Raw genomic sequence first — 25,279 nt, forward strand, 5'->3', positions numbered from 1 at the left:
CTCTCTTTCGTTATTTGTTACTAAAAGCTAAATGTATAGCTCTCAGTTCGGTAAATCGTGGAAGGTTTTGCATGGATTGAAATCCAGAGTTTTGATCATCTCGATCACTTTTTCACTGGTGTTTCCTTGTCCGTACGGATTCTCTATCTCTTCCGCAGTATCCTTATACTCACGTTCATTCGCAGATCTGATAGCTCGCTCAATATCAGCTCTGTTCGACTCACAATGCAGCACGCTTTTTGCTGCCAAGCGACCTTTCTGGCGAGATCCAATATTAACAGTGGGGACATCAAATGCCGGTACTTCAATAATACCGCTAGAAGAGTTGCCAATCACAGCCGCTGCATATTTAACTGCACTGAGGTAACGCACTTGCCCAAGCGAAGGAATTGCTAATACGCGATCAGGTTGGCTCGCGGCGTAAGCTTCTAGCATTGGGATAATGCGGCGACCACCATCATCAGCATTTGGGTAAGTGAGGATAACTTGATGCTCTGGGAAACAGTTTAAAGCATCCAATAAAGCTTGGAATGCCTCTTCAGGTGCTTCATTGCCGAGTGTCACCGGATGATAAGTCACCAAGAAAAACGGTTTAGTCAAAGAAAAGTTGAGAGATTCCCCCAACTCGCCCAATGACATGAAGTCAGCACGTTTAAGGTGGTCAAGGCCTATTGCACCGACATTTCTTACTCGCTCAGGTGCCTCACCCAATTGAATCACGCGCTGACGATATTCGTCTGTCGACGTACCATGCAGGTAGCTCAGTTTGGTAATTGCATGACGAATCGCATCATCGTATGCGCCTTCTGTAATTTCACCACCATGCAAGTGAACAATAGGAATACGCAAAATCATCGCCGTTTGAGCAGCGGCTAATGCCTCAAAGCGATCGCCAAGTATAACCAATACATCAGGCTGTAGACGTGCTAAAGAGTCCGAAAATCCAAGGACACCAAGGCCCATACTTTTAGCTGTACCTACGGCAGAATCAGACGAAAGCAGGATTTCAATTTTTTCATCAATCTTAAATCCATCTTTTTCTATCTGCTGATAGGTCTCCCCAAACTCCGGCGAAAGGTGCATCCCCGAAACGAGAAGCTGCAGTGTTAAATCGGGATCACTTTGAATATCTTTCAAAAGCCAAAAGAGCAGACCATACTCTGCTCTTGTTCCAGTAAAAACCGCTACTTTCTGAATCTTGTTTTCCATTAAGCGCCTTTAGACAGTTGAATGGGTGTGCTCGGAATGTTGATCAAATGCGCTTCAATAAACTCAGACTGCGTCAAGTCACCACGCAATGCGTTCTCGAACATAGGAAGACGATGCATCAACTGCCAAATAGGACGCGTCATGACACCCGCAGAGTTGGTTTCTTCCAAAATTTGTGCTCGTGATGCTGTGTCTGGGCAAATAATCGCATTCAGCCAATAATTCGATGTCGCGTATTCTGGCTCTGTCACGAATGTAAATTCTGAACCGGAGAAAAAATGTTGGTATTGTTCAGCCAATTGGCGCTTCTGAGCTAGGTATGATTCGAGCACTTCCATTTGTGCACAACCCAATGCGGCATTCAAATTTGGCATTCGATAATTGAAGCCAGGCTCATCATGATAAAACTCAAAAGGGTGTGGGACCTTAGCTGTCGTGGTCACGTGCTTAGTACGAGCACCCTGCTCTTGAGTTTTACACAGAATCATACCACCGCCACCGGTTGTAATAACTTTATTGCCATTAAAGCTGATCGCAGCATAATCACCGAATGTACCTGTATGTTGGCCTTTATAGAAAGAGCCCAAACTTTCTGCTGCATCTTCCACTAAGACCAGTTGCCACTTTAAACATACGGCGACTAACTCATCGAGTTCGACAGGGTGGCCGAAAGTATGCATCGGAACCACAGCGCGGATGCGTTGTCTTGTTTGTCTATGGATACAACCTTTTTCAGTCAACTCAGCGTGTTGTGTTAGATAGTGGTCAACCGCTTTAGGGCACAAGCCTAAGCTTACCGGAGATATATCAACAAAAATTGGCTCTGCACCCATGTGATACAGGGCATTGCAAGTCGCAACGAAGGTCAAAGCTTGTGTAACAACCAAATCACCGCGTTGTACGCCCGCCATATAGAGTGCTGCATGTAGAGCTGCGGTGCCATTGACAGCAGCTACCGCCTTAGCACTTCCGGTGTAAGCTTCAATCTTCGATTCAAACTCATCCACAAATTTACCAACACTTGAGACAAACGTACTCTCAATGGTTTCTGTGACGTAAGCTTTCTCGTTGCCATTGAATGTTGGCGCATGCAAAGGAACAAACTCATTGGTTTGGTAAGTATCACGAACAAATTCAACTAATGATGCAGGTTTCATGTTCTCTCCTACATTTTACTGTCTAGATATTTGCCTGTTTCTTTGTGTCCAAAGTCAGGAATCATAGTAAAGAATAGCTCGACGATTTGCTCTTTGCTCCACTCTCGATCTGATTTCATTTGACCAATTGTACTTTCAAATAAATTCAGTAACTCTTGCTGATACAAAGGGTCGTTTTTAATAATGCCTAGGTTTGCAAAACGCTCCATATCGAGTGTTTCTTTATCGGTAAAAAACTCTTCAAAGTCTTTCTCACCAGTAGTGTCACTAGACGTAAACAAACAAGGCCACTTGCCTTGTGATGGAAGTGTTTTCGCCAACTCACGGGCTTCATCTTCGCTTTCACAAAGATGAGGTTCGTAACCGCGTTGCTCAAGGTACTTCACAGCAATATCTGCAAATGAGATTAAGTGAAGTGCTTCACTAAGTTTAGGGAAGAAGATGTCTCTGTTTTCACCAAAAATACACGACATTAAGCATAACTCACCAGACTCTTGAGGCGTGACGAAGTAGCGTTTAATGTCATTTGGCGCCACGATAGGTTGGTTTTTCAATAGGCGTTGGTTAAAGCCGTGTAATAGGGAACCATCAGAGAATGCCACGTTAGCAAAACGTGCTGTCGAGATAGCCATCTCTTCACTTTTACGCATTAGGAACATCTCCATAATACGCTTTGATGCTCCCATCATATTGACTGGATTTGCCGCTTTATCTGTCGAGACACAGAAATATTTCTTCGCCCCAGCATCAATCGATTGTTGAATAGTTTTATCAGTATTAAACACATTCACATCGATCATTCGCATTAGCGTGTACGGATCTTTTTCACTACGGACATGCTTAAGTGCCGATAAGTTCAATACGTAATCGTATTGGCCATCTGCCTTAATGAACGCATCATACTCAATCGAACCGATATCAAGAGCAAAAGTTTGAAAGTCACCATCGATGTAACCAAAAGAGCTACGAATATCTCGAACCACCTCCACCATGTTATTTTCACTGATATCAACAACATGCAATTTATTAGGGTTGCGTTTAAAGATCTCTTTAGTAACCGCTTGGCCAATGGAGCCTGCGCCACCAAGTACAAGGAAGCGGGATTCAGAAACAATACGAGATAGCTCAGCTTCATGCTGACCGATGTCTTGAGTAAACAAAGCATCGGTACGACCGATGAGGGGTAAAATAGAATTCATTGGATGAGTTTCTCTGTTTTCTTTATTTTTGAAATTCAAATGAGGTGGACTTTTGCTATCCACTGTCTGTCAAGCACTTTAGCTCTTGGTGAAACAATCGAGACTAGACGCCTTTCCTAATTCTAGTAAACGCAAGTAACACCATACTGCAAGAAAAAAGTATCGTGTTAATTCTCAGTTCTAGTCGCAAACTATCTGAGGCGGAGGCAGTGCAGAATCTAGTACAGATCATTATAACGAAACCACATTGTTTGTCCTATGTGTTTGTATATCTGAGAGCAAAACCTACTTTTAACCCAATAAAAGACTGGGTCATGTTGCTATTGAATTTTACATTTTTACTATAACTCTGCATAATTCATACTTCCTCGCTAACTGAAAACTAATACATGACTTTGTTTCGCCAACCACCTAATTCGCTCTGTATTTTAAGACTTTCCGCTATCGGTGATGTTTGCAATACGGTCGCTGCCGTCAAGGCAATTCAAAGACAATGGCCATCGACTGAAATCGTCTGGGTAACAGGTCATCTAGAGAGCAAGTTAATCTCCGAGCTAGAAGGCATAAAAGTTGTTACGTTTGATAAGAGTGGAGGCTGGAAAGCGTATATAAACCTTTGGAAAGCTCTCAGGAATTATCACTTCGACGCCTTACTGCATATGCAATATGCTTTGCGCGCTAGTTTAGCAACCTTAGGCATCAAATCCCGTTATAAACTTGGGTTTGATAGCAGTAGGAGCCAAGACTTTCAAACCTTGTTTACTAACATCAAAGTGCCATCACCAAATACTATGCACGTGCTCGATGGCTTACTAGCCTTTGGCAAAACTTTAGGTATAACGAACATGCAACCGGTATGGGGCCTTCACTACTCCTCAACAGACCTAGAGTGGGCATCAAAGCACATTTCTAATGAAAAGCCGAATTTGGTCGTAGTACCTGCTGCTAGCAAGTCATATAAAAACTGGAATGCCAGTGGCTATCAAGATGTAATTAATCACGCTTTAGGTCATGGTTGGAACGTTCTTCTCGCAGGCAGTCCCGCTAAAGTAGAACTTGAACTAGCACAAGAGGTGCAAGGTGGTCTAAACGAGAGTGTTACTGACCTTGTTGGAAAAAGCTCATTAAAAGAGATGCTTGCTCTCATTGATAAGGCTGATTTAATCATCGCTCCTGACACAGGTCCTACTCACATGGCAAATACAATGGCAACGCCGGTTATCGGTTTGTATGCTCATCACAACCCCAATCGAACCGGGCCATTCCGTTACCTAGACTATGTAGTTTCAGCCTATGAGGAAGCCATTTTAGAGGAGACAGGCAAAGATTTGACCCAATTAAGCTGGCGAGCACGTGCAAAAGATAAAAATGCGATGAATAGAATCTCTTCTGATTCGGTCATTAAAATGTTTGATAAAGTCACCCAAGAATTAAACCTATTGCGATAAGATTAGCTCAGGAACTCAAATGGCAAGTAAACCAACAATTGCGGTAGCTCTTATCGTAAAAAATGAAGCACAACACCTAAAAGCATGCCTAGATACAGTCAGTGATTGGGTTGACGAAATAGTGATTCTAGACTCAGGGAGCACCGACGGTACTGAGCAAATAGCTAGGAGTTTTACGGACAAGTTTTTTGTTAATTTTGATTGGCCTGGATTTGGGATGCAAAGGCAACTTGCACAACAGCATGTCGAATCGGATTACGTCCTTTGGCTTGATGCAGATGAGCGAGTTACCCCTGAACTAAAACTGAGTATTTTAGAGGCGGTCAATTCTGACAATTCAAACACTGTATATGGATTGACTCGATTAAGCTGGGGTTTTGGTCGATACATACGCCATTGTGGTTGGTATCCAGATAAAGTTTTGCGCTTATATCGCACCCGTTTAACAGGCTATAATGACGCTCTAGTACACGAAAAGGTTTACGTTACAAAAGATGTGCAAGTGAAGATATTACAAGGAGACCTTGTGCATTATACCTATAATGATATGAATCATTACCTTTTAAAATCAGCTGGCTATGCGAAAGCTTGGGCAGATCAACGAGAAAAACAAGGTAAGACAGCAAGTTTAACTCAAGGTCTCTTTCACTCTGTTGGATGTTTTATAAAGATGTATTTCCTTAGAGCTGGCTTTTTAGATGGTAAGCAAGGCTTACTCATTTCTTTATTATCGGCACATTCCACCTTTGTAAAATATGCCGATTTATGGGAGAGAACCCATACACGATCTCAGTCTGATCAAGATAAAATCTAGTTACATTCCTTTAACTGAGGACTTTAGATTGCTTATCCATGGCTCTATTGTTTCAAGCACGTATGAAATATCTATGCGAGTCAAATCATCTTGTTCACCTCTACTGCTTGCATTTTGAGGACAAAAGGCGATATGCGTGTCAACTGAGTTTAATGGACGCCAACGTAAAGGTGTTGCTGACCTTTTACTCGGAAAGAACCCAATTGTAGGTACGTCAAGAGCAGCAGCAATGTGTAATGGGCCTGTTGACCCTGCAGTAAATAAATCAGCACATGCTAGCGAGCGAGAAAAGTCTACCAAACCGTCATTTTTGTCATAAACACGAGCTTCAACGTCTATTTTAGCTAACAAATTTTTCAGTTCTTGTGCCTTACCTTCTTCTCCAGGGCCAGCTGTAAGTACTATTTCGAACTTTGCCGCCAAGCCAGCAATAAGATCCCTGTATTGGTTAAGTGATAAATTGTTAGCTGATCCACCAGTTCCAGCATGTACAAACAACCATGACCTATTTTTATCAAGCTCTAGTATTTCAGCAAGCTTGTTCTTTTGAGTAATTAGTTCACTCTCAGAAAAAGTTAAATACGGGGTACTAGGTTCTACGATCGGTTTATTAATATCATCTAGAAAAGAACGAACTAAGTCTAAGTTGTACTCATATTCTGATTTTAATGATTTAGAACGACGCTGAACAATTCGTTTGTTGTATAGGATTTGGGTAAACTTGGTTGCAGGTGCCAAACGATAAGGTATTTTAGCTTTCCACACTAACTTGGCGTTATATGCTGTTGAAAAGAAGTTAATTGAAACATCAAACTTTTCAGTCTTTATTTTTTCTAACAGTTTTTTTTGTTCTTCTTTACTCGAGTTCTCTGTTGGATCGAGCAATACTGAGTCTATCCATGGGCAAAGTTCCGCAAGCGCGACAGTATATTTAGGAACCAATGCAGTAATATGAGTATTAGGTAAGGACACCTTTAACATTGCAAAGCTTGGCCATGCGAGCATGAAATCACCAATTTTGTCATTACGTACTACAAGAATTTTTTGCATAATTACGCCCTTTACTAAAACTAATTGAAACCAAATCTCTTTTTAAGCAAAGCAACTCTGCGCTGAGTTTGCCTTTGAGTGATGGCAGGTGATATGTGGTAGAGGAGTTTAAGAAAGTCATTAGTAAAACCAAAACCGTCAATCATCACAACCTGCTCTCTTCCTTGGTAATAGGCAATAACTAAATTACCTGATACAAGATCTATGACAGATATTTTTTTTGATATAAGCTTTCGGCAGAATTCATCGACTAGTAACTCAAGCTTAGGATGAGTTCGATCTTTCGCTAAGTTCTTAGCTATCTTTCCATCTTCGCCTTTTATTAATGGACACACCAAGCCACAGCCTAAGTTAGTGTCCACCCATTCTATAGGTAAAGCAAAGGGTAAATCTGAAATATCCATTCTTTTCTTTAGTGATTGCATATAAGAGAACTCACGTTCACTTTCGTTTCTTGACCGTTTAGTTTGGTATCGAATTTTTATGCACAAACTTGGGTTTTCTGGATGAACATAAACCACGCGTTCAGAACCTCGTGCAATTTCTAGAGCATCAGATAATTTTAATTCCGCAATATTCATAACAAAAATCTTAACTTAAAAATAGACTTATCAAGAGTAAACCTTTCTTAAACGTTCAAAACTCTTATTAAAGAAATTGACTACAAGTAGACTGTTTTCCTTGATATTTATCTTACTATTTACAATATTTGAAGCCAATTCTGAAAAGTTTTGATAACTTTCAACTTGTACACCAATAGTTTCAGTAAGCTCTCTATAATTTCGTGATTTATCTCGCACATGCACTATACCCCGCTCCATTCTTATATACTCCTTTATTGTTGTCATACTACCTCTGTCTTGCAATATTATATGGTTGCAAGACATAACTAGGGCGTTGTACGTAACACCATTCGTTACTGTTGGGAAACTAATATCAATATTTTTCCTTTTGAAAAATCTTAAGTAGGCACAGTAAACATCCAGAAGAATTCTATATTTCCGCCTTTTATTGTAAGTAAATATCATGTACTTGTAATCTAGCAAAGCACCTTTTTTATCAAGATCATTTAAAATACTAATAGTTTCAGAAAGTGTAAACACCCCACGTTTAGCTCCTATTAATATTTTTTCCTCGGGATTTATCGCCTGTGATTTTAATTTATACAACTCTTGAAATTTTTCTAATTCTTTAGTCGGCATAACAGAGAATGCATCTCGCGCATCCGTAATGTTAAAATCACTCCTTTCTAAAACGTATTGTAAATCTTGATTAAATGCTTTTTCTGCTGCTATGAAATTTCTTATTTTTTTCAAGACTGTTATACAATCATCAGACATATAATTACGAGGCGTTACTTTCAAAAAACCATTTTTACTCTTAGTTTTAACCCAACGAGTTAATTCATCTTCGGTTAAATGTACGTATATTTTTTCGATAGAAGTCTCATTGAAAGAACAAATATCATTGAATAAAAAACTATTATTTTTATTCAATGATATGAATGTAATGCTTTTAGCCGAGGATATCTCTTCTAGAGAGAATTCTTTATAATATTTGCTTTCAATGATTGAATTTTTTATAACATTATTGTCCAATGTCAAAAAATATAAATTCTTTTTATGAATGGCACACTTATTAATCAACATGTCTATATACAAATTTACAAAGATATGACTGCTGTATCCAACAATCAAATGTTTTTCTTGTAGCATAAAGTGAACCCTCTATTTTTATTTCTCGCTTAATCACTTAACAACTAAGCTTCTCAAATACATATCTAAAAGAACTTTATATCCAATAATATTAGAGTCCGTATTTTCTTTTCCACTTAGTTCATTCTGGGCTCCATCTCGCCAAGGGTACACTAGAGTGGGGTCATCATTAAAAAACACACCATTTGGAGTAATAGTTCGAGATTGATTGTAACCAAATTCATTTATATCTAAGCTGTTCAGCATATTATTACCAGCCAAAGACACATACTCTCTACCGGACAAGCTGTAATGGTATAGTGTTGGAAACACATCTTTGTGCGAACCTACTCTTTGGGGATCGTAGTTATATTCAACTTGGTCTAAAATTTTCGGTGGGACATACATATAAAAGGGAACGCCTTCCGATACAGCAATTTCATCCTTCCGTGTTGTCGCAATCGAACGAGCGCGGTGATCACCAGTTGCTGCTATCAAAGTTTTTTGGCCTAATGAAGAGTGCTTAATACTGCTAATAAATCGACCTAGCGAATCGTTAGCATATTGGTAAGTCTTCAACATGGCGTCAGCATCTTTTGCTAAAGGCCCCATAAGCTCATCTAACCTATCGCTAACCGTTATTGAGCTAGCCTTGTAGCCAGAAGGCGCTTTATACGGAGGGTGATTTGTCACAGTTAAGATATACAGCATGGTTGGCTGAGTGGCATTCTTTAGCAACTCTTCTGCATATTGAAAAGTATACTCATCAGGAACTCCCCATGTTGATGCTTGACTAGCAGCATCTGGAATGGCCTTTTTGATATCATTTTCATCTAGCACCTTATCGAACCCCTGCACCGGAAGGTAATTCGACAGGTTTCGCCACATCCCATTTCCCCCAGTCAAAAAAATCACTTCATAGCCAGCTTCTTTATATGGCAAAACGGCAGAGCTTTCTAAAGCCACTTTTTGATAATTGTTATGAGCAATTGTTGGGATCGGGCTATAAAACAACATCATCATGATGCTTTCAAGTGTGCCACTACCACCAGATACAAACCTTTCAAATACAAAATCATTTTCAAAATGAGGACGAAGCGCTCCTAGCATATCGTTTCTGCCTTGGTCATCTTCTAACAGAACATTGGTGCCCATACTTTCCATCAATGCCATTACAACATGTGGTTGGTTTTTCTCTAAATAGTGATTGATAGGCAGCGGGTAATGTGGTGTTGTTTGGCCAAGCACTTGTAGCATCTGTTGTTCTAGCTCGCTCTTATCAACAGGCTCAATTTTTGATTGGCCCTTGTAATCTGATCGAGCCCAATCAATAGCCATAAATGCATTGGGCGTCACAATATTAAGGGCTTTATATTGGGAAACATTTGCATGGTACCGTTTGAGAGGTAATGAGCCAATCGAACCTCTAGCTGCCACAAAGTAGACAGCAACAACCGAGATAACAACTACTGTCGTTTGCCAGACTTTAGGTTTTCTTGAAGAAGAACCACTAATTAGCTTATGGTCAAGCTTTCTATGAACCCACATAAAAAAACAAGCAATTGCTATAGAGCCTAAGAAAGACCAGACAATAGGATAACTCCTCCAAGCATCTCCCAAAATAGCTGAGGTATCATCATCGAAAATCCCGAATGCAAAAAGGTCTATGTAATTTCCGTACGTCACATAATAGTAGTAATTGCCGATCGAGAATGCGGTTATTAAAAAGAAAATAACTAATGAGTAATATGGTGCCCACTTTCTCCAAACACCAAAAACGTTTTGAAATTGCGCGGTAATCAAACCAGTTAAAAAGATGGGAGCAAAACCTATTGCTGTCACTTTTAAATCATATCTTGCTCCAACAAAGAACGCTTGGAAAATATCGTCACTGTGTTGCTTGAGCAATACATCATCTGCAATCAAGTGTAAAAACATGCCACGTGAAATAGAAAGCAAGCATGTTGCCATCACAACTAGTGAGGCAATTAGTTTAAGAAGGTGATAATAGTTTGTCTGGCGATTTATCATAGCAAATATGTCTGAAGCGGTTAAATACTGCAAAAAGTATATCATTGAGCCGCTTTTGTGCACAGCAATCAAGATTTTTATTCAGTTTTGTTTACTTTTGGCACTCTTCACAAAAAAACGTGTTCCTCTGCCCTATTTTCAACTCTTGAATAAGAGCTTCACAAGTAGGGCACTTTTCGCCCGCTTTACCATACACTTGCAGCTCTTGTGCGAAGTAGCCTGGTTTACCATCAGCCTGAGAAAAATCTTTCAGCGTAGTACCACCTTGCTTGATAGCCGTTGCGAGTACTTGTTTAATCTCATCGGTTAACAAGATCCATTCGGCTTTGGTCACTTTGTTTGCCGATCGTAACGGGTGGATTTTTGCAGAGAACAAGGCTTCGTTAGCGTAGATATTCCCGACACCGACCACTACTTTGTTGTCCATAATGAACTGTTTGACGGCAACTTTACGCTTTTCTGCTTTCTCAGCAATGTAATCTGCGTTGAAGTCGTCAGTTAGTGGCTCAGGACCAGAACCCAGTAATACTGTATGTATTTCATCAGGCGCCGACCATAACCACGCACCAAAGCGGCGCGGATCGTTGTAACGCAATACCTTGCCATTGGTGAGCTTAAGATCCACGTGATCGTGTTTTGCGGGAGGGAAATCGGCATCTAAAACACGTAATGAACCAGACATACCAAGGTGAACAATGGCTGTGCCCATATCGGTTTCAATCAATAGGTACTTTGCGCGACGCGAGATTGATCGAATCAACTGCCCTTCTAATTTCTTAAGTTCTTGAGGAATATCCCAGCGCAGCTTAGGCGTGCGAAAAGTAAGGGTTTTAATGGTCTCACCGACTAAATGAGGCGAGATCCCCATACGGCTTACTTCAACTTCGGGTAATTCAGGCATAGTTAGTCGTCCGATTTAGAGGAGTGGTTAGCGTTAAAGCTTGGAAACAGGTAGCTCTCTTCAATAGACACCGCCAACCACTGATCATTCCAGTTTTTTAACAACCAGAACTTAGGCAATTGATAATAGGTAATACGCTGGGGCTCTTCTTGGTCTTGATACCATACTTCGATGGTGTGTGGTGTATTTAACCGAGGCGTAAGGTCTGTGTAGGTCTGTGAGTCGACTTCCGTGCCCACAAGCTCTTTCCAACGTTGTGACAGCTCTTGTGCATTGGTGGCTTGAGGAAAGTCAGTATCTTCGAACTGGTAAACCCATTGATTATCTTGTTGAATGACAGACCACTTAGCAAAGTGTAACGCTTGAAGCTTTGCTGTTGGGTTCAGGAGATAAGGATAAGGGCTATCAACCTGCGGTTCAGGCTCGATAAGGTACGCTTTGATCAATGTTGGAAGGTTTAACACGCCAATAAAAGCGATCACACTGAACATGAGTATGTTGTTCCACCGGCGTCCACGATATCTCATCTGATTCTGCTCATCTAACCTATTGAACATTCAGTATATCGTGAAAGTGGCAATACTTTCTATGTTGCGCGGTTTTCTATCTATCAGGTGCTATGTCAGCAAGAGCAATTGAGTTGCTCAAATTTTAGATATAAAAAAACCCAGCGATTAAACTGGGTTTTTCAATTCTTTCTTCTACTGAAGAAGAGCAAAAAAAGCATCAATTACTTGATTTTAGCTTCTTTGTACATAACGTGTTGGCGAACTACTGGATCAAACTTTTTGATCTCAAATTTGCCTGGCATGTTACGCTTGTTCTTATCAGTTGTGTAGAAGTGACCAGTACCTGCAGAAGATACTAGACGAATTTTCTCACGAATGCCTTTAGCCATTGCTTAATTCCTCTTAAACGTTTTCGCCACGTGCACGGATATCAACAAGAACAGCATCGATGCCTTTCTTATCAATGATACGCATGCCTTTAGCAGTTAGACGTAGTTTAACAAAACGTTTTTCGCTCTCTACCCAGAAACGATGAGTTTGTAGGTTCGGCAGAAAACGGCGCTTAGTAGCATTGCGTGCGTGTGAACGGTTGTTACCCGTTACTGGACGCTTACCAGTTACTTGGCATACTCGGGACATGAATGTCTTCTCCAATCGTTTCAGCTCGATATCAACCTTGGTGGCCGAACCTCTCTATCAATTAAAATAGAAGGTAAAAACCGTTATGGAAAATCCATACAAGGCTATCAAAGGTCGCGCATTATACTAACTTGACACGCATTGCTCAAGACCCGAACAGATCCTTTTTACGGATTTCGTGATCTTTTTTTGTGCAGCGCAGCTTGCTTGAGTAATCAGAGCTGATTTTAGGTCTAAAAATGTGGGCGGAATAATAGCAGATTTAACGCAACTAACAACCTAAAATGTGATTCAAATCCATCCACGCTCTGCAAAAGAGACAACTTCACCATCTCCAACGACAAAATGGTCGAGAACTCGGATGTCCACCAGCGCTAATGCGTCGGTTAATCGGCGTGTAATCCGCCTATCCGCTTGGCTGGGCTCAGCAACACCTGAAGGATGGTTATGAGCTAAGATTAATGCCGCCGCATTATGATGAAGTGCCCGTTTAACCACTTCCCGCGGGTAAACCGATGCGGCATCGATGGTTCCTTCAAACATCACCTCGTCCTTTATTACCCTATTTTGGTTATCGAGGAACAATATATAGAAGGCTTCTCGCTGGCGATCACGCAACATGCTCGAAAGATAAAGCTTAGTATGGCTAGGGCTAGTGAGTGCATCTCCGCGAGATAACGTCTCTGCTAGATAGCGCTGTGTCATCTCTAACACAGCCTGTAATTGAACATACTTGGCCTGCCCCATCCCTTTATGGGCACAAAATTCTTCCTGCGTTGCTGAAAAAAGATGACGGAGCGAGCCAAAGTCTTTGATCAACTTGTCAGCAAGTTCCAACACGTTCATTCCTTGTGTCCCTGTTCGCAGAAATATCGCGAGCAGTTCAGCATCACTCAAAGAATCAGGCCCTCTATTTAACAACTTTTCTCTCGGCATCGATTCGGCAGGTATTTTATCTATTGGCATATAAAGACAATCATTGGTCATGAACACAACCCATCACCTTAATGAGATCGTAATCGGAGATCCTTCGGTAGAGATCAAAGGAAACGAGACACTAACAAAATCGTGTAATTGATAAGTTTGATAACACCAACTTGATGAGCGTCAACTCTGTTCGAGTTCTGCTTCTAGGCACTTATCCTTTGTTCTGATATCGTAAGTCGCAGAGAAATTAAGGAACAGAATCATGCAAACATTGGTTAATCAACTGGATAACGCTGACCTACAAGGCCTAGCTGGGAAAAAAATCCTACTTGGCATTAGTGGTGGTATCGCTGCGTATAAATGTGCCGAACTGACTCGACGCTTAATTGAGCGTGGGGCGCAAGTACAAGTCGTGATGACAAATGCAGCCAAGGAGTTCATCACTCCTCTCACCATGCAAGCCGTCTCTGGAAGGCCGGTGTCTGATAGTTTGCTTGATCCTGCTGCTGAGGCTTCCATGGGGCACATCGAGCTCGCAAAGTGGGCTGACTTGGTATTACTAGCGCCAGCAACCGCAGACCTGATTGCTCGTATGACAGCGGGCATGGGTAACGACCTACTGACCACTTTGGTTTTAGCAACCGATGCGCCAGTTGCGGTATCTCCGGCAATGAACCAACAAATGTACAGCCACCCTGCGACTCAAGAGAACATTGCGACACTAAAACGTCGTGGTTGTGAAGTTTGGGGGCCAGCGGCTGGCGAGCAAGCGTGTGGTGATGTCGGTATGGGTCGTATGTTAGAGCCAATGCAGCTCGTGCATCGCTGTGAAGACTTCTTCCAACCTAAGCCACTTGCTGGCCGTTCTGTGCTTATTACTGCAGGCCCGACTCGTGAAGCGATTGACCCGGTGCGTTACATTACCAACCACAGCTCGGGCAAGATGGGCTATGCACTGGCTGAAGCAGCCGCGAAACAAGGCGCAACAGTGACTCTAATCAGCGGCCCTGTTTCATTAGCAACGCCAAATAAAGTTAATCGTATTGATGTCGACAGCGCACAACAGATGTTTGATGCCGTTACTGCTAACGCTTCTCAACACGATATTTTCATCAGCTGCGCCGCAGTTGCCGATTACCGCCCTGAGACCATTGCAGACCAAAAGCTTAAAAAGGTCGACGGTAAAGACGACATGACCATTCAAATGGTTAAAAACCCAGATATTGTCGCTTCTGTCGCTTCAATGACCGAAGGTCGCCCATTTACTGTCGGCTTCGCAGCAGAAACTCAAGATGTTGAGAAGTACGCACGCGGTAAACTGGAAAGAAAGAACCTCGATATGATCTGCGCCAACGACGTCTCAGTTGAAGGCCAAGGCTTCAATAGCAGTAGCAATGAGCTGCACCTTTATTGGAAAGGCGGCGATAAATCTCTGCCACTGGAAAGCAAAGACACACTTGGTTTCCAGATCCTCGATCAGATCCAACAGCTTATTAATGTATAAACGCACAAATTTGCTCTGATAATCTGCTGACACCTCTCGATTCTGTTGACCTAGGGCTTACAAAACTAGGAAACAGAATTGAATGGTGTTTATAATCCTTCTTCACTCAATCCTCATCTTTAGGAAAGGAAGTAAATAGATGGCTGGTACTCGAAAATCAAACCGTCGTGAAGAAATCCTACAAGCTCTCGCACAAATGTTGGAATCGACCGAAGGTGCTTCTCGTATCACAACGGTAAAGTTGGCCAAGCAAGTGGGTGTTTCTGAAGCTGCGTTATACCGCCACTTCCCAAGCAAAGCCCGCATGTTTGAAGGCCTGATCGAGTTCATTGAAGAAGCGTTGATGTCTCGAATCAACCGCATTCTGGATGAAGAGAAAGACACGCTAGAGCGCATACGCCTAGTGCTACAACTTATCTTAGTTTTCTCAGAACGTAACCCAGGCCTGACTCGAATTTTATCTGGTCATGCTCTAATGTTTGAAAATGAACGCCTGCGTGATCGCATCAACCAACTTTTCGAACGCATTGAGACGCAACTTCGCCAGATCCTGCGTGAAAGAAAGCTTCGTGAAGGGAAATCATTCCCGGTTGATGAGAAAATCTTAGCCGCTCAACTGCTCGGTCAAGTTGAAGGCAGCTTGAATCGATTTGTTCGCTCAGACTTCAAATATCAACCAACAGAAAACTTTGATGCTTATTGGGCACTGCTAAGCGCTCAGATTAAGTAGCAATCAAATTAAGTAGCAATCAAATCTTAAGTGATGGTTATGACGACGAAAACTTCTCCGACAAACAGCACTGCACAACACGTTATTACTAAGCCACCTTTTACTCTGGCGTTACTCCACCCTAAATACTGGGGAGTATGGTTCGGTTTTGGGTTATTGGCGCTTATCGTTAACGTTCTCCCTTATCGCCTCTTACTGCTGTTAGGCCGATCGTTAGGCTCTTTGGGTGCTCGCTATGGTAAAAAGCGTGTCGCGGTAGCAACACGTAACTTGGAGCTCGCCTTCCCAGACAAGCCCGCAGATGAAGTCGCGGCAATGGTCAGTGAGAACTTCAAGAATACAGGTATGGCTCTTATCGAAACCGGGATTACTTGGTTTTGGCCTACGTGGCGCTTCAAGCGCATCCTAGTAGATAAAGACACCCAAACACTGCGTACGCACAAAGCTAACGGTAAAGGTGTTCTTCTATGCTGTGTGCATGCCTTAAACCTAGAGATCACTGCGCGAGCAATGGCTGTTCTCGGTATTTCAGGTTTAGGTGTTTATCGCCCGCACAACAATCCGGCTTATGAATTCATTCAATACCGTGGTCGTACTCAAAACGGCAACCGCCTGATTCACCGTAAAGACGTGAAGCGTATGATTCGAATCCTGCGTCAGGGTGAGATCCTTTTCTACCTACCGGATCATGATTACGGTCGTAACAAGTCTGTGTTTGTGCCTTTCTTCGCTGTAGAAGATGCATGTACTACAACAGGCACTAGTATTCTGGCTTATACGAGCCGATGCGCACTTGTTCCGGGTTCTGGTTTTAGAAATGCCGATGGCAAGTATGAGATCATGGCCGATGAATCGATCGAAGATGACTATCCACAGAAAGATGAGAAAGCGGCTGCCGCCTACATGAACCGCTACCTTGAGAAGATTATCTTAAGAGCACCAGAACAGTGGATGTGGCTGCACAAGCGCTTTAAGACCATGGAAGACCCAGAAGTGGAGCGCGGCATTCGTTATAAATAATGAATACTGAACCAAAAGAAAAGGGGCTGATGATTCATCAGCCCCCTGTGCATTCTATAGCTATAACAAATTGTATTAGATGCCGTATTGAGCACGGTACGCTTTTACTGACTCTAGATGCGCTGCGTCGGTGCCTTTCTCTTCAAGGAAAGTCACCAAGTCAGTCAGGCTAACGATTGAGATAATCGCACAACCGAAGTCACGCTCAACTTCTTGAATCGCAGACAGTTCGCCTTTGCCCTTCTCTTGACGGTCGATAGCAACAAGCACACCCGCTAAATCAGCGCCATTTGCTTGGATGATTTCCATCGACTCACGAATCGCAGTACCTGCAGTGATCACGTCGTCCACTAACATGATGCGACCTTCAAGCGCGCTACCGACAAGGTTGCCACCTTCACCGTGGTTTTTCGCTTCTTTACGGTTAAAACAGTAAGGCGTATCTACATCGTGGTGATCTGCCAGTGCAACCGCTGTCGTCGTTGCAATTGGGATACCCTTGTATGCAGGGCCAAATAGTACATCGAACTCAATGCCAGAATCAGCCAATGCTGCTGCGTAGAAGCGACCTAAACGCGCTAGGTCACGACCTGTATTAAACAATCCAGCATTGAAGAAGTAAGGGCTCTTACGGCCAGACTTTAAAGTAAACTCACCAAACTTAAGTACTTCTTTCTCTAGTGCAAATTCAATAAATTCACGTTGATATGCTTTCATGCTCATCCTCTAAATTAATTTACTTTCCAGTTCCTAACTTCCAATCGCTCAGGAAGCTAACAATGATGTATTTTCTAAATAGATAGCTCTACAACAAGGCAGCAAGGTTTTTCAGCCCTATGAGCATAGGGGACCTATGTGATTAGGGTGAAAAATTGCAGCTAACGCTGGTGTAGAGTTATATATGACGAAAATAAAAAAATAGCCCCTTAAAAAAGGAGCTATCTAAAAACTATTCTGCTAACGCCGACTTCTGCGCTTCAACAATATCAGCAATGCCCTTATTCGCCAGGGCTAAAAGCTGCATCAACTCTTCGTGGCTGAACGGTTCGCCTTCTGCGGTACCTTGAATCTCAATCATCTTACCGTCTTCCGTCATTACAACGTTCATGTCGGTATCGGCTGCTGAGTCTTCAACGTACTCAAGGTCACACAGTGCTTGTGCACCAACGATGCCCACTGAAACTGCCGCTACGTGGCCTTTCATTGGGTTCTTTTTCAGTTTGCCGCTTGCTAGTAGGCTGTTGATAGCATCAGCCATTGCAACGCTTGCACCTGAGATAGAAGCAGTACGAGTACCGCCGTCTGCTTGGATAACATCACAATCGACAGTGATCATAATTTCACCCATTACTTTCAGGTCAACAACAGCACGTAGGCTACGAGCGATCAGACGTTGGATTTCCATCGTACGACCACCTTGCTTGCCGCTCGCCGCTTCACGACGGTTACGAGTGTGCGTTGCACGTGGCAGCATGCCGTATTCAGCCGTTACCCAACCCTTTCCTTGGCCTTTTAACCAACGCGGTACGTTTTCTTCTACCGTCGCATTACATAGAACTTTAGTGTTGCCGAACTCAACTAATACAGAACCTTCAGCATAAGCTGTGTAGTTACGAGTAATTTTAATTGGACGAATTTGATCTACAGCGCGGTCATTTGGACGCATTGGTATCTACCTTATTAACAGTCTGAAGTGATTTACTATCGAAAGAGTGCATCACCTAAGAAAGGGGTGAGACAGTTTTGATTGGGGCAAGATTATATAGCAGTTTATCGTGCAAATCTATTTACCGTTCAAAGCTATTTATCACGAAAGGCTATTTACAGTGAAAAGCGACAGGCTTCGAGAGCACACCATATCGTGATACTATGCGTGCGCGTTATTTTCAGAATGATAAAAGACAGGAAAATTCGATGATTTATAGTATGACCGCGTACGCACGCAAAGAAGTAAAAGGCGATTGGGGCAGCGCAGTATGGGAAATCCGTAGTGTAAACCAACGCTACCTAGAAACTTACTTCCGTATGCCTGAACAGTTCCGTGGTTTAGAGCCAATCTTGCGTGAGCGTTTCCGTAAGCGTCTTGCACGCGGTAAGGTTGAATGTAACCTACGCTTTGAAGCAAACCCTGCTGCAAAGGGCGAACTAAGCATTAACGAAGGTTTGGCTCAGCAAGTAATCAATGCTGCGAACCAAGTAATGACGATGACAGGTGAAGAGAGCCGTTTGAACCCATTCCAAGTCATGAATTGGCCTGGTGTGATGGAAACGCCAGAGCAAGACATGGATGCCATCAACAAAGACCTACTTGAAGCATTCAACGATGCTATCGCAGAGTTCATTGATGCTCGTGCTCGTGAAGGTGAGAACATGAAGGCGCTAATCGTACAGCGCTTAGATGCAATCACTGAAGAAGTAGTGAAAGTTCGTGCACGCATGCCTGAGATCCTAGAGTGGCAACGTGAGCGTCTTCTTACCAAATTTGAAGATGCGAAAATCGAACTGGAAGGTTCTCGTGTTGAGCAAGAGCTTATCCTACTTGCGCAGAAGTCAGACGTAGCAGAAGAGCTAGACCGTCTAGATTCTCACGTGAAAGAAGCAAATGCAGTACTGAAGAAAGGTGGCGCTTGTGGCCGTAAGCTAGACTTCATGATGCAAGAGTTCAACCGTGAGTCAAACACGCTAGCGTCTAAGTCTATCAGCACAGACATCACAGCATCAGGCGTAGAGCTTAAGGTTCTTATCGAACAGATGCGTGAGCAGATCCAAAACATAGAATGATGTTTTTGTAGATTTCAATCTGTTCACAATACCACATAAGAGCCCGTTTTTACGGGCTTTTTTATTTACATCCGTAGTAGCTTGTTTCCGGCAGTTAATGATAAAGTGGTGACACAAATGGTGACACAGTACGATGCTCGTTCAAAATTCACCATCAAAAATGGATTTGTGTCACCACTTACGGGGTAGAGTTATGAATAACAAACAATTAGATTCCTTAATTAAGGCTAGGGAAGACATCCGGGTCACTGTCGATACCGGCTTAACCTTTCGTATTGCAAGGGGAAAGCCTTCATGGGTAGTGAGATACTCGCTATTTGGCAAACGAGCGCAAATTGCTCTCCCTCACCCCTACCCTCAATGCTCCATCGCAGAGGCCAAGCGTCTCACCCTAGATATTCTGGCAAAGGTGAGGGATGGTGTAGATCCTAAAACCGAAAGGGCCAAAAAGCAGCAAATCACCATCCGAACAGTCAACGAGCTGTTTGAAGACTGGTTCGAGCATGACATCCAAAAACGACTCAAGCATCCAGAGATACCCAAACGTATCTATACCAAAGAGCTCAAACCCACCCTTGGCCAGTTTGCAATTGCTGACGTAACACCGACAGATATACGCAGCCTTATTGCTAGCGTTAGTGCGTCAGGACGCCCTTCTACGACAAATCAGACGCTGATGTATGCCAAGCAGATGTTTCGCCATGCCGTGAAGCTGAACCTGATTATGTTTAACCCTGCTCAACCCTTTACACAAAGTGATGCTGGTGGCGTTCAGGATTCACGCGATCGCTTCCTGACGGAAAAAGACATTCAAAAGACCTTTGCCACATTCCGGCAGCACAAAGACATTTTTACACGGGAGAACTACCTCGCCTGCTGCCTGCTACTTTGCCTTGGCCCACGCAAAACTGAGCTAACCTCTGCCCAATGGAAAGACTTTGACCTTGAAGGTAGCCTTTGGCATATGCCAGCAGAAAATAAAACCAGTACTGCTATCACTATCCCACTACCAGAAATAGTTCTCACTTGGCTTGAAGAGTTACAAGTTCGAGCATGTGGTTCGGATTACGTTTTTCCTGCCAGAAGGGCTAGTAAGCGCAGAGAGTACATCTCTGATGACACATTGAACCATGCACTGGCTAAGTTATTCGGCAAGAAGGTCGACAGTAACAAAAAACCTTATCCCAACTATCTCGGTATGGCTGGTGTGGAGCACTTCACCGTTCACGACTTACGGCGCACATTCCGTACCCAGCTATCTAGCCTTGGTATTCCGGGGCATATCGCGGAGCGTTGCCTAAACCACAAACTGAAAAACAAACACAGCAGCACTGAAGCCGTGTACGATCGTCACGACTTCCTCGATGAACGTCGTGATGCACTGAACAAGCTAGTAGACAAACTTTCCCCCTATATTGCATAAAACCTATATGAACAAAAAGTATTACACTAAGCACGCAGTACTGGCAGATAAGCTGATTGACGTACCCTGTTCCCAAGCCTTTGAACAAATAAAAAACTGGTTCTTAGAGCGTGACTATTGTTTCATTTCAGAGATAGATGCCTCCAAGTTCATTCGAGAGATTGAGATTAGACTGCATATTTTACAAACACTTACGTTCCACCAGCTTTACATAAGTCCATCCAATGGCTGCGAAATGCAGGTATGGAAACGCTCATGTAAATCAGGCGCAACACAATTAACAGACCTTTTATGGGAAACAGAAAAGCTACAAGGCTCTTTAGTTTCCTTAGAAAAAGCAGTCAACCTCTCCATACGCGGAGAACTAGCCAAGCAATATCAGGAACCACTAATAGAGCTAACAGATACAGCAACACTCGGTGAAATAGAATCTCATGTTATGCAGGAACAGCTAACACTTAGTCGTCATGAGTATCTTTGTCCTGTTGCAGTTGGCGATAAACAGGTGCTTGTGTCCATCGACCTATCTGGTTCAGATAAAGCTATCCTAGACGAGTTGGCTATTCAGCTGCCAAAAATAAGGAAAATTCTTGATTTACCCGAGCCAACCAAATCCAAAGCCATCCGATACAATGCAGCACTAAAGTCATTTTCCCAGCGATATGTAATTCAGTACTTAGATCTGCTCATTTACCGTATTCAGCCAGAAATGTCTGCTTCCCAAGTTAAAGCTGATAGAAAGGGATCCACTTCATTTTTACGACCAAAGTCTAGACACCTTTGGGACTTGACGGATCTACAAATAGCAAACCTGATTGCACCGTTAGATTTGGATGCTGCTGACATCAAAGAGTGGCGCCAAGACACCTATGAAGAGATGTTGTTGAACAGCGAATACATGACTACTTTGCTTCGTGACTTCCAAAGGAAGCACCCCAAGTAAAGTTCACTATTTCACTGGGGGGAATATCGTTCCTCTTTATTTCCTCCGACAGCCTCACCCCTCCAGTGCATCATGACCTCAACAAGCAGAAACAAAGAGAGTCATGTGATGACAAACCATACCCAACGAGATCGATTCATCAAAGAACCTGAACGAGAAGAACTAACAACCATCTCCCGGACACAAGCATGGAAGTTAGAAAAAAGAGGATTATTTCCTAAGCGGATACGCCTGAATGGAAGCAGAAGTGTAGTTTGGAGGCTATCTGACATCACCGCTTGGCTGGAGGCTCAGGAGCAGGTGGCTCACAATGGCTAACAGACGATATGACTATAGCCGTGATATGACCAAGGACGGCGATACACAAATCATCTCCAAAAAGGCGCTGGCAATCAAGCTAGGGCGAAGTGTATCAACGATATCACGCATGATTGATGATGGCCGCCTACCCAAACCAATGCGTACCCCAAGCGGGAACGTTGGCGGGTGGTTTCCCGAAACTATCAAGAGTTGGCAGCATAACCAAACTAACTAGCTGCACCCATTTACCGACAAGGGAGCGCATTGCTCCCTATTTTTTGCAGCTAAATGACGCCTTTTGACTTGTTTTGCAGACGAAAGTCAACTTTATGGTGGCTCAAAATTTAACACCCCTCCAGCGCTTACAGGGGCTGAGGTCTATTTAACGGAGAGGTTACTATATATTGTATGTGCCCGATTATCTTACATCCGTCAAAAAAACACTTAGCCTACTACCAATATCTGGGCAAGTATCAACTTATCTTTTATCGCAAACCAGATGGCGTATTTAATGAGATTCTAGAGAAGGCTTTCGGCCAGTTAGAAGCAATGCGTAGCTACTACAGCAAGGTCACTATGGTCTTACTGCAACTCCACCAAGCAATCCATACGAAATCTAACAATCAGCTAACCATATTACTCTCCAAGCTAAAGGCCAGACTACAGAAGCACTATGGCGGAAAAGTGGGTTACTTCTGGGTTAGAGAACAAAACAAAGCCGAGTCACAGCATTATCATATCGCAATCATGATCAATGGACACAAATGCCAACGCAGTAAGCTGGTGGATATTGCGACACAAACCTACTGGGAAAATCGCCACCCAGATAATTTCAGCTTTCGCATTCGCAACCGCATCTATCGTATCAACACTAGGAAGAACAGCAATGAACTGCGCGCGGCACGTATGCGTTTGAGTTACATGGCTAAGCGCAAAGGAAAGCTTGGCTTCGAGCCTCATACTAATACTCATGGTTGCAGCCGACTGCGCAAAAAAGTGCGCAATTGACCAAGGGATCATTGCGGCAGCCAAACAAACCCCATGAACCGAGCCCAAAACTCCATGTTCAACCGAAAAAGGATCCATTGATGACACGCATAAACCTAGCAGAGCTACCTAAATGCGGAGCCATGACCCGCAAAGGAACGCCTTGCCAGCGTCCCGGCAACAAAACAAATGGTCGTTGTAGACTACACGGGGGAAGCTCGACAGGCCCAACAACAAAAGCAGGCAAAGCCATTTCACGAAACAACGCCTCTAAAGCATTCCCCGACGAACTATTTAATGGCAAGGCCAACGCCCAATACCTAACAGAGGCGCACTCTGCGTATACCTTGCTCCATCACCTTATGTCGCAACAAGAGATTAACTGGCAGGAAGTCCATACAACAGTAGAGCGATATCGTGTTCCGTTGGAATATGCCAAGTATCGGATTACTGAGTTTTCCGAACCCTATGCGCTGGCGATCATTCAAACTGCATTAGATCGCTACTACCAAGATAATGACTCCGCCCACCTCCGATTCCATGCATTTGAAGGCATGTTGATGCTACCAATGTTTTACCGTCAACTGACCAAGTCTCAGCAAGCGAGACTCGACAAATGGTTCAGCAAGCAACACTTACCTTGGGAGGAGCCGCAGTTCTTGAAGAAATTTGAAGCCTACTTGCGATGTGAAGGCGTGCTTTAACACATGATTGGAAATGCAAAGTAACGTAACAATAGACAGCCTCAAAAGGAACGTAGTCAGGCATTCGAAACTATCACCTCCAACATAAATTATTGTTTAAAAAAGATAAGCATTTGTGAACTCGGGCTGGTAAATGTTTTACCTTCAAATAAATCTTGCATATAATTAAATGCAAGAATATAGTACCTCCCGATTAAAGGAGACTACACCATGACTAATGCAGTAATCGAACGGCTAATCCAATTCCGAATTGCAAATGGAATTAAGCAAACAGATCTATCAACAGCCATGGGTTTCAGAGACCGCCAAACCTTGTCTGCCATAGAAAATCAGGAGCGAGAGTTAAAACCTAAAGAACTTCAAGCTGCTCTAAAGCACATGTGTGTATCTATGAAGGAGTTCCTTGATCCGACTTCATTGGTGGGAAAAGCTTCGTTTTCTTGGCGCCAACAAGAGGCTACTGGTAGTACTTTAGAAGCAACTGAAGAAATGGTATCTAAAGTTGTTGGGCTTTATGAGCACATACAAGAGACTGATAGCGCCTCTCCTTTACTTTTCAAGCTACCATTGAACAAACAAAGTACACCTGACCATGCCCGAGCTGCAGCGGAAAAATTAGGAGCTCACATTAAACTGGGTTCTTATCCTGCAAAGAACTTGATGAACAAACTATCAGAGCTAGGTATTCATGCCCTATATTTGGACCTTCCTCAAGATGTGTCTGCTGCAGCGATCAATGTAACTAAAGGAAATTACATTGCACTCAATCGAAATGAGGTTTTTGGGCGATTAAACTTCAACTGTGCACATGAGTTATTTCATAGCCTTACTTGGGATGCGCTACCACCAAGTCACTATGAGAAGCCCTACTCTAAACAAGCTGGAAAGAAACCAATCGAGGAAAAACTGGCTGATGCTTTTGCTGAAGCTCTACTAATGCCAAAAGTAAGCGTCATGCATCATGTAGAGAATCACACAAGTTACATAGATGAAAAGTTCATCAATGAACTGGCGAACAGATTTGAGGTCAGTAGTCCGGCCATGGTACATCGACTGCACACCCTAAAGATTTTAACTCAAGCGGATCGTGCCGCCCTAGATGAAGATTTACTTCGATTCAATGGGGGTAGCCAGAGAAGAGAAAAACCAAAAATCTTTAGCGATAAGTTTGTGAATGACCTTCACAATGCTCTCTACCGGGGCAAAGTCTCTGCCCGTAAGGCGACAATAAATCTCGACATGAGCGTAGAAGACTTAGAAGCTATTTTTGAGAGCTATGACTTGGCATCTCCGCTTGAGCTATAAGGAA

At 43.0% G+C, this 25,279-nt stretch carries 27 protein-coding genes; 13 read left to right on the forward strand and 14 right to left on the reverse strand.

The genetic code is table 11. The features are described 5' to 3' along the window. Positions 1–42: 42 nt before the first annotated feature. The 3 genes from neuC to AB6D06_RS06690 are packed head-to-tail and all read right to left on the reverse strand — an operon-like array spanning position 43 to position 3,565. Entirely contained in the window at positions 43–1,209 is a 1,167-nt protein-coding gene (gene neuC, locus AB6D06_RS06680; RefSeq protein WP_069597296.1) for a UDP-N-acetylglucosamine 2-epimerase, read from the reverse strand. Further along, complete coding sequence (locus AB6D06_RS06685; RefSeq protein ID WP_102428039.1) at positions 1,209–2,366, reverse strand: LegC family aminotransferase; 1,158 nt, start codon at positions 2,364–2,366, stop codon at positions 1,209–1,211. Before AB6D06_RS06685 ends, neuC begins: the two co-directional genes overlap by 1 nt. An 8-nt stretch (positions 2,367–2,374) precedes the next feature. Then, positions 2,375–3,565 carry a UDP-N-acetylglucosamine 4,6-dehydratase gene (locus tag AB6D06_RS06690; RefSeq protein WP_102428040.1) on the reverse strand — a complete coding sequence of 397 codons (1,191 nt, stop codon included), beginning with the start codon at positions 3,563–3,565 and terminating at the stop codon, positions 2,375–2,377. Between the two features lie 389 nt (positions 3,566–3,954). Here AB6D06_RS06690 and AB6D06_RS06695 point away from each other — a divergent pair, with 389 nt between their 5' ends. Together AB6D06_RS06695 and AB6D06_RS06700 are read left to right on the forward strand one after the other, a co-directional pair. Continuing rightward, positions 3,955–5,013: a glycosyltransferase family 9 protein gene (locus AB6D06_RS06695; protein ID WP_017066300.1), complete on the forward strand. Its 1,059-nt coding sequence runs from the start codon at positions 3,955–3,957 to the stop codon at positions 5,011–5,013. A gap of 19 nt (positions 5,014–5,032) precedes the next feature. Beyond that, positions 5,033–5,827, forward strand: a complete 795-nt coding sequence (locus AB6D06_RS06700) for a glycosyltransferase family 2 protein (RefSeq protein ID WP_372110045.1) — start codon at positions 5,033–5,035, stop codon at positions 5,825–5,827. Here the strand turns inward: AB6D06_RS06700 and AB6D06_RS06705 are convergent, their stop codons facing one another. From AB6D06_RS06705 to radC, 9 genes are all read right to left on the reverse strand, one after another. Continuing rightward, positions 5,828–6,877 (reverse strand): glycosyltransferase family 9 protein, encoded by a 1,050-nt coding sequence (locus tag AB6D06_RS06705; protein WP_017066302.1) that lies wholly within the window; start codon positions 6,875–6,877, stop codon positions 5,828–5,830. Positions 6,878–6,897: 20 nt separating this feature from the next. After that, positions 6,898–7,458: a YrbL family protein gene (locus AB6D06_RS06710; RefSeq protein ID WP_017066303.1), complete on the reverse strand. Its 561-nt coding sequence runs from the start codon at positions 7,456–7,458 to the stop codon at positions 6,898–6,900. A gap of 30 nt (positions 7,459–7,488) precedes the next feature. Beyond that, entirely contained in the window at positions 7,489–8,592 is a 1,104-nt protein-coding gene (locus AB6D06_RS06715) for a hypothetical protein (RefSeq protein ID WP_102463690.1), read from the reverse strand. Positions 8,593–8,625: 33 nt separating this feature from the next. Further along, on the reverse strand, positions 8,626–10,647 hold the full coding sequence (locus tag AB6D06_RS06720) for an LTA synthase family protein (protein WP_017066305.1): 2,022 nt from the start codon (positions 10,645–10,647) through the stop codon (positions 8,626–8,628). A gap of 46 nt (positions 10,648–10,693) precedes the next feature. Beyond that, a complete protein-coding gene (mutM, locus tag AB6D06_RS06725) occupies positions 10,694–11,503 on the reverse strand; it encodes a bifunctional DNA-formamidopyrimidine glycosylase/DNA-(apurinic or apyrimidinic site) lyase (protein WP_372110046.1) in 810 nt (269 codons plus the stop codon). 2 nt (positions 11,504–11,505) lie between these two features. Continuing rightward, positions 11,506–12,030, reverse strand: coding sequence for a hypothetical protein (locus AB6D06_RS06730; protein WP_372110047.1), 525 nt, complete (start codon positions 12,028–12,030; stop codon positions 11,506–11,508). A gap of 203 nt (positions 12,031–12,233) precedes the next feature. Then, positions 12,234–12,401, reverse strand: a complete 168-nt coding sequence (gene rpmG, locus AB6D06_RS06735; RefSeq protein WP_002535344.1) for a 50S ribosomal protein L33 — start codon at positions 12,399–12,401, stop codon at positions 12,234–12,236. A gap of 13 nt (positions 12,402–12,414) precedes the next feature. After that, positions 12,415–12,651, reverse strand: a complete 237-nt coding sequence (gene rpmB, locus AB6D06_RS06740; protein WP_004728407.1) for a 50S ribosomal protein L28 — start codon at positions 12,649–12,651, stop codon at positions 12,415–12,417. Between the two features lie 291 nt (positions 12,652–12,942). Further along, a complete protein-coding gene (radC, locus tag AB6D06_RS06745; RefSeq protein WP_017071069.1) occupies positions 12,943–13,617 on the reverse strand; it encodes a DNA repair protein RadC in 675 nt (224 codons plus the stop codon). 223 nt (positions 13,618–13,840) lie between these two features. Between radC and coaBC the strand changes: the two genes are divergently transcribed. From coaBC to lpxL, 3 genes are all read left to right on the forward strand, one after another. Beyond that, positions 13,841–15,082, forward strand: a complete 1,242-nt coding sequence (gene coaBC / locus AB6D06_RS06750) for a bifunctional phosphopantothenoylcysteine decarboxylase/phosphopantothenate--cysteine ligase CoaBC (protein WP_065584549.1) — start codon at positions 13,841–13,843, stop codon at positions 15,080–15,082. Positions 15,083–15,221: 139 nt separating this feature from the next. Then, entirely contained in the window at positions 15,222–15,812 is a 591-nt protein-coding gene (gene slmA / locus AB6D06_RS06755; protein ID WP_004741428.1) for a nucleoid occlusion factor SlmA, read from the forward strand. Between the two features lie 39 nt (positions 15,813–15,851). Further along, positions 15,852–16,832 carry an LpxL/LpxP family Kdo(2)-lipid IV(A) lauroyl/palmitoleoyl acyltransferase gene (gene lpxL / locus AB6D06_RS06760; protein WP_017059266.1) on the forward strand — a complete coding sequence of 327 codons (981 nt, stop codon included), beginning with the start codon at positions 15,852–15,854 and terminating at the stop codon, positions 16,830–16,832. 75 nt (positions 16,833–16,907) lie between these two features. Here the strand turns inward: lpxL and pyrE are convergent, their stop codons facing one another. Then, positions 16,908–17,549, reverse strand: coding sequence for an orotate phosphoribosyltransferase (gene pyrE / locus AB6D06_RS06765; RefSeq protein WP_017059267.1), 642 nt, complete (start codon positions 17,547–17,549; stop codon positions 16,908–16,910). Between the two features lie 232 nt (positions 17,550–17,781). After that, positions 17,782–18,498, reverse strand: coding sequence for a ribonuclease PH (rph, locus tag AB6D06_RS06770; protein WP_019826449.1), 717 nt, complete (start codon positions 18,496–18,498; stop codon positions 17,782–17,784). A 248-nt stretch (positions 18,499–18,746) separates the two neighbouring features. Between rph and AB6D06_RS06775 the strand changes: the two genes are divergently transcribed. The 8 genes from AB6D06_RS06775 (at position 18,747) to AB6D06_RS06810 (ending at position 25,275) form a co-directional block, all read left to right on the forward strand. After that, a complete protein-coding gene (locus AB6D06_RS06775) occupies positions 18,747–19,613 on the forward strand; it encodes a YicC/YloC family endoribonuclease (RefSeq protein WP_017063084.1) in 867 nt (288 codons plus the stop codon). 193 nt (positions 19,614–19,806) lie between these two features. After that, a complete protein-coding gene (locus tag AB6D06_RS06780; RefSeq protein WP_372110048.1) occupies positions 19,807–21,036 on the forward strand; it encodes a tyrosine-type recombinase/integrase in 1,230 nt (409 codons plus the stop codon). Positions 21,037–21,043: 7 nt separating this feature from the next. Beyond that, a complete protein-coding gene (locus tag AB6D06_RS06785) occupies positions 21,044–21,979 on the forward strand; it encodes a DUF6387 family protein (protein WP_372110049.1) in 936 nt (311 codons plus the stop codon). A gap of 108 nt (positions 21,980–22,087) precedes the next feature. After that, complete coding sequence (locus tag AB6D06_RS06790; protein ID WP_372110050.1) at positions 22,088–22,297, forward strand: helix-turn-helix transcriptional regulator; 210 nt, start codon at positions 22,088–22,090, stop codon at positions 22,295–22,297. Further along, entirely contained in the window at positions 22,290–22,514 is a 225-nt protein-coding gene (locus tag AB6D06_RS06795; RefSeq protein WP_372110051.1) for a helix-turn-helix transcriptional regulator, read from the forward strand. The genes AB6D06_RS06790 and AB6D06_RS06795 overlap by 8 nt, the downstream gene beginning before the upstream one ends. Positions 22,515–22,687: 173 nt before the next feature. Beyond that, a complete protein-coding gene (locus tag AB6D06_RS06800; RefSeq protein WP_372110052.1) occupies positions 22,688–23,287 on the forward strand; it encodes an inovirus-type Gp2 protein in 600 nt (199 codons plus the stop codon). 80 nt (positions 23,288–23,367) lie between these two features. Then, on the forward strand, positions 23,368–23,970 hold the full coding sequence (locus AB6D06_RS06805) for an HGGxSTG domain-containing protein (protein ID WP_372110053.1): 603 nt from the start codon (positions 23,368–23,370) through the stop codon (positions 23,968–23,970). A gap of 210 nt (positions 23,971–24,180) precedes the next feature. Next, a complete protein-coding gene (locus tag AB6D06_RS06810; RefSeq protein WP_372110054.1) occupies positions 24,181–25,275 on the forward strand; it encodes an XRE family transcriptional regulator in 1,095 nt (364 codons plus the stop codon). Positions 25,276–25,279: the final 4 nt, after the last annotated feature.

This window comes from Vibrio sp. 10N.239.311.G01 (genome assembly GCF_041465805.1).
Lineage (GTDB): Bacteria > Pseudomonadota > Gammaproteobacteria > Enterobacterales > Vibrionaceae > Vibrio > Vibrio crassostreae_C.

Coding starts and splice junctions, on each gene's coding strand:
- rph (WP_019826449.1), bottom strand. CDS start 18,498: ATGCGTCCAAATGACCGCGCTGTAGATCAAATTCGTCCAATTAAAATT.
- AB6D06_RS06810 (WP_372110054.1), top strand. CDS start 24,181: ATGACTAATGCAGTAATCGAACGGCTAATCCAATTCCGAATTGCAAAT.
- AB6D06_RS06690 (WP_102428040.1), bottom strand. CDS start 3,565: ATGAATTCTATTTTACCCCTCATCGGTCGTACCGATGCTTTGTTTACT.
- AB6D06_RS06705 (WP_017066302.1), bottom strand. CDS start 6,877: ATGCAAAAAATTCTTGTAGTACGTAATGACAAAATTGGTGATTTCATG.
- pyrE (WP_017059267.1), bottom strand. CDS start 17,549: ATGAAAGCATATCAACGTGAATTTATTGAATTTGCACTAGAGAAAGAA.
- AB6D06_RS06720 (WP_017066305.1), bottom strand. CDS start 10,647: ATGATATACTTTTTGCAGTATTTAACCGCTTCAGACATATTTGCTATG.
- slmA (WP_004741428.1), top strand. CDS start 15,222: ATGGCTGGTACTCGAAAATCAAACCGTCGTGAAGAAATCCTACAAGCT.
- mutM (WP_372110046.1), bottom strand. CDS start 11,503: ATGCCTGAATTACCCGAAGTTGAAGTAAGCCGTATGGGGATCTCGCCT.
- AB6D06_RS06785 (WP_372110049.1), top strand. CDS start 21,044: ATGAACAAAAAGTATTACACTAAGCACGCAGTACTGGCAGATAAGCTG.
- AB6D06_RS06795 (WP_372110051.1), top strand. CDS start 22,290: ATGGCTAACAGACGATATGACTATAGCCGTGATATGACCAAGGACGGC.
- AB6D06_RS06780 (WP_372110048.1), top strand. CDS start 19,807: ATGAATAACAAACAATTAGATTCCTTAATTAAGGCTAGGGAAGACATC.
- AB6D06_RS06700 (WP_372110045.1), top strand. CDS start 5,033: ATGGCAAGTAAACCAACAATTGCGGTAGCTCTTATCGTAAAAAATGAA.
- coaBC (WP_065584549.1), top strand. CDS start 13,841: ATGCAAACATTGGTTAATCAACTGGATAACGCTGACCTACAAGGCCTA.
- rpmB (WP_004728407.1), bottom strand. CDS start 12,651: ATGTCCCGAGTATGCCAAGTAACTGGTAAGCGTCCAGTAACGGGTAAC.
- AB6D06_RS06685 (WP_102428039.1), bottom strand. CDS start 2,366: ATGAAACCTGCATCATTAGTTGAATTTGTTCGTGATACTTACCAAACC.
- AB6D06_RS06710 (WP_017066303.1), bottom strand. CDS start 7,458: ATGAATATTGCGGAATTAAAATTATCTGATGCTCTAGAAATTGCACGA.
- AB6D06_RS06800 (WP_372110052.1), top strand. CDS start 22,688: ATGTGCCCGATTATCTTACATCCGTCAAAAAAACACTTAGCCTACTAC.
- lpxL (WP_017059266.1), top strand. CDS start 15,852: ATGACGACGAAAACTTCTCCGACAAACAGCACTGCACAACACGTTATT.
- AB6D06_RS06775 (WP_017063084.1), top strand. CDS start 18,747: ATGATTTATAGTATGACCGCGTACGCACGCAAAGAAGTAAAAGGCGAT.
- rpmG (WP_002535344.1), bottom strand. CDS start 12,401: ATGGCTAAAGGCATTCGTGAGAAAATTCGTCTAGTATCTTCTGCAGGT.
- neuC (WP_069597296.1), bottom strand. CDS start 1,209: ATGGAAAACAAGATTCAGAAAGTAGCGGTTTTTACTGGAACAAGAGCA.
- AB6D06_RS06715 (WP_102463690.1), bottom strand. CDS start 8,592: ATGCTACAAGAAAAACATTTGATTGTTGGATACAGCAGTCATATCTTT.
- radC (WP_017071069.1), bottom strand. CDS start 13,617: ATGCCAATAGATAAAATACCTGCCGAATCGATGCCGAGAGAAAAGTTG.
- AB6D06_RS06790 (WP_372110050.1), top strand. CDS start 22,088: ATGACAAACCATACCCAACGAGATCGATTCATCAAAGAACCTGAACGA.
- AB6D06_RS06695 (WP_017066300.1), top strand. CDS start 3,955: ATGACTTTGTTTCGCCAACCACCTAATTCGCTCTGTATTTTAAGACTT.
- AB6D06_RS06730 (WP_372110047.1), bottom strand. CDS start 12,030: ATGAGATATCGTGGACGCCGGTGGAACAACATACTCATGTTCAGTGTG.
- AB6D06_RS06805 (WP_372110053.1), top strand. CDS start 23,368: ATGACACGCATAAACCTAGCAGAGCTACCTAAATGCGGAGCCATGACC.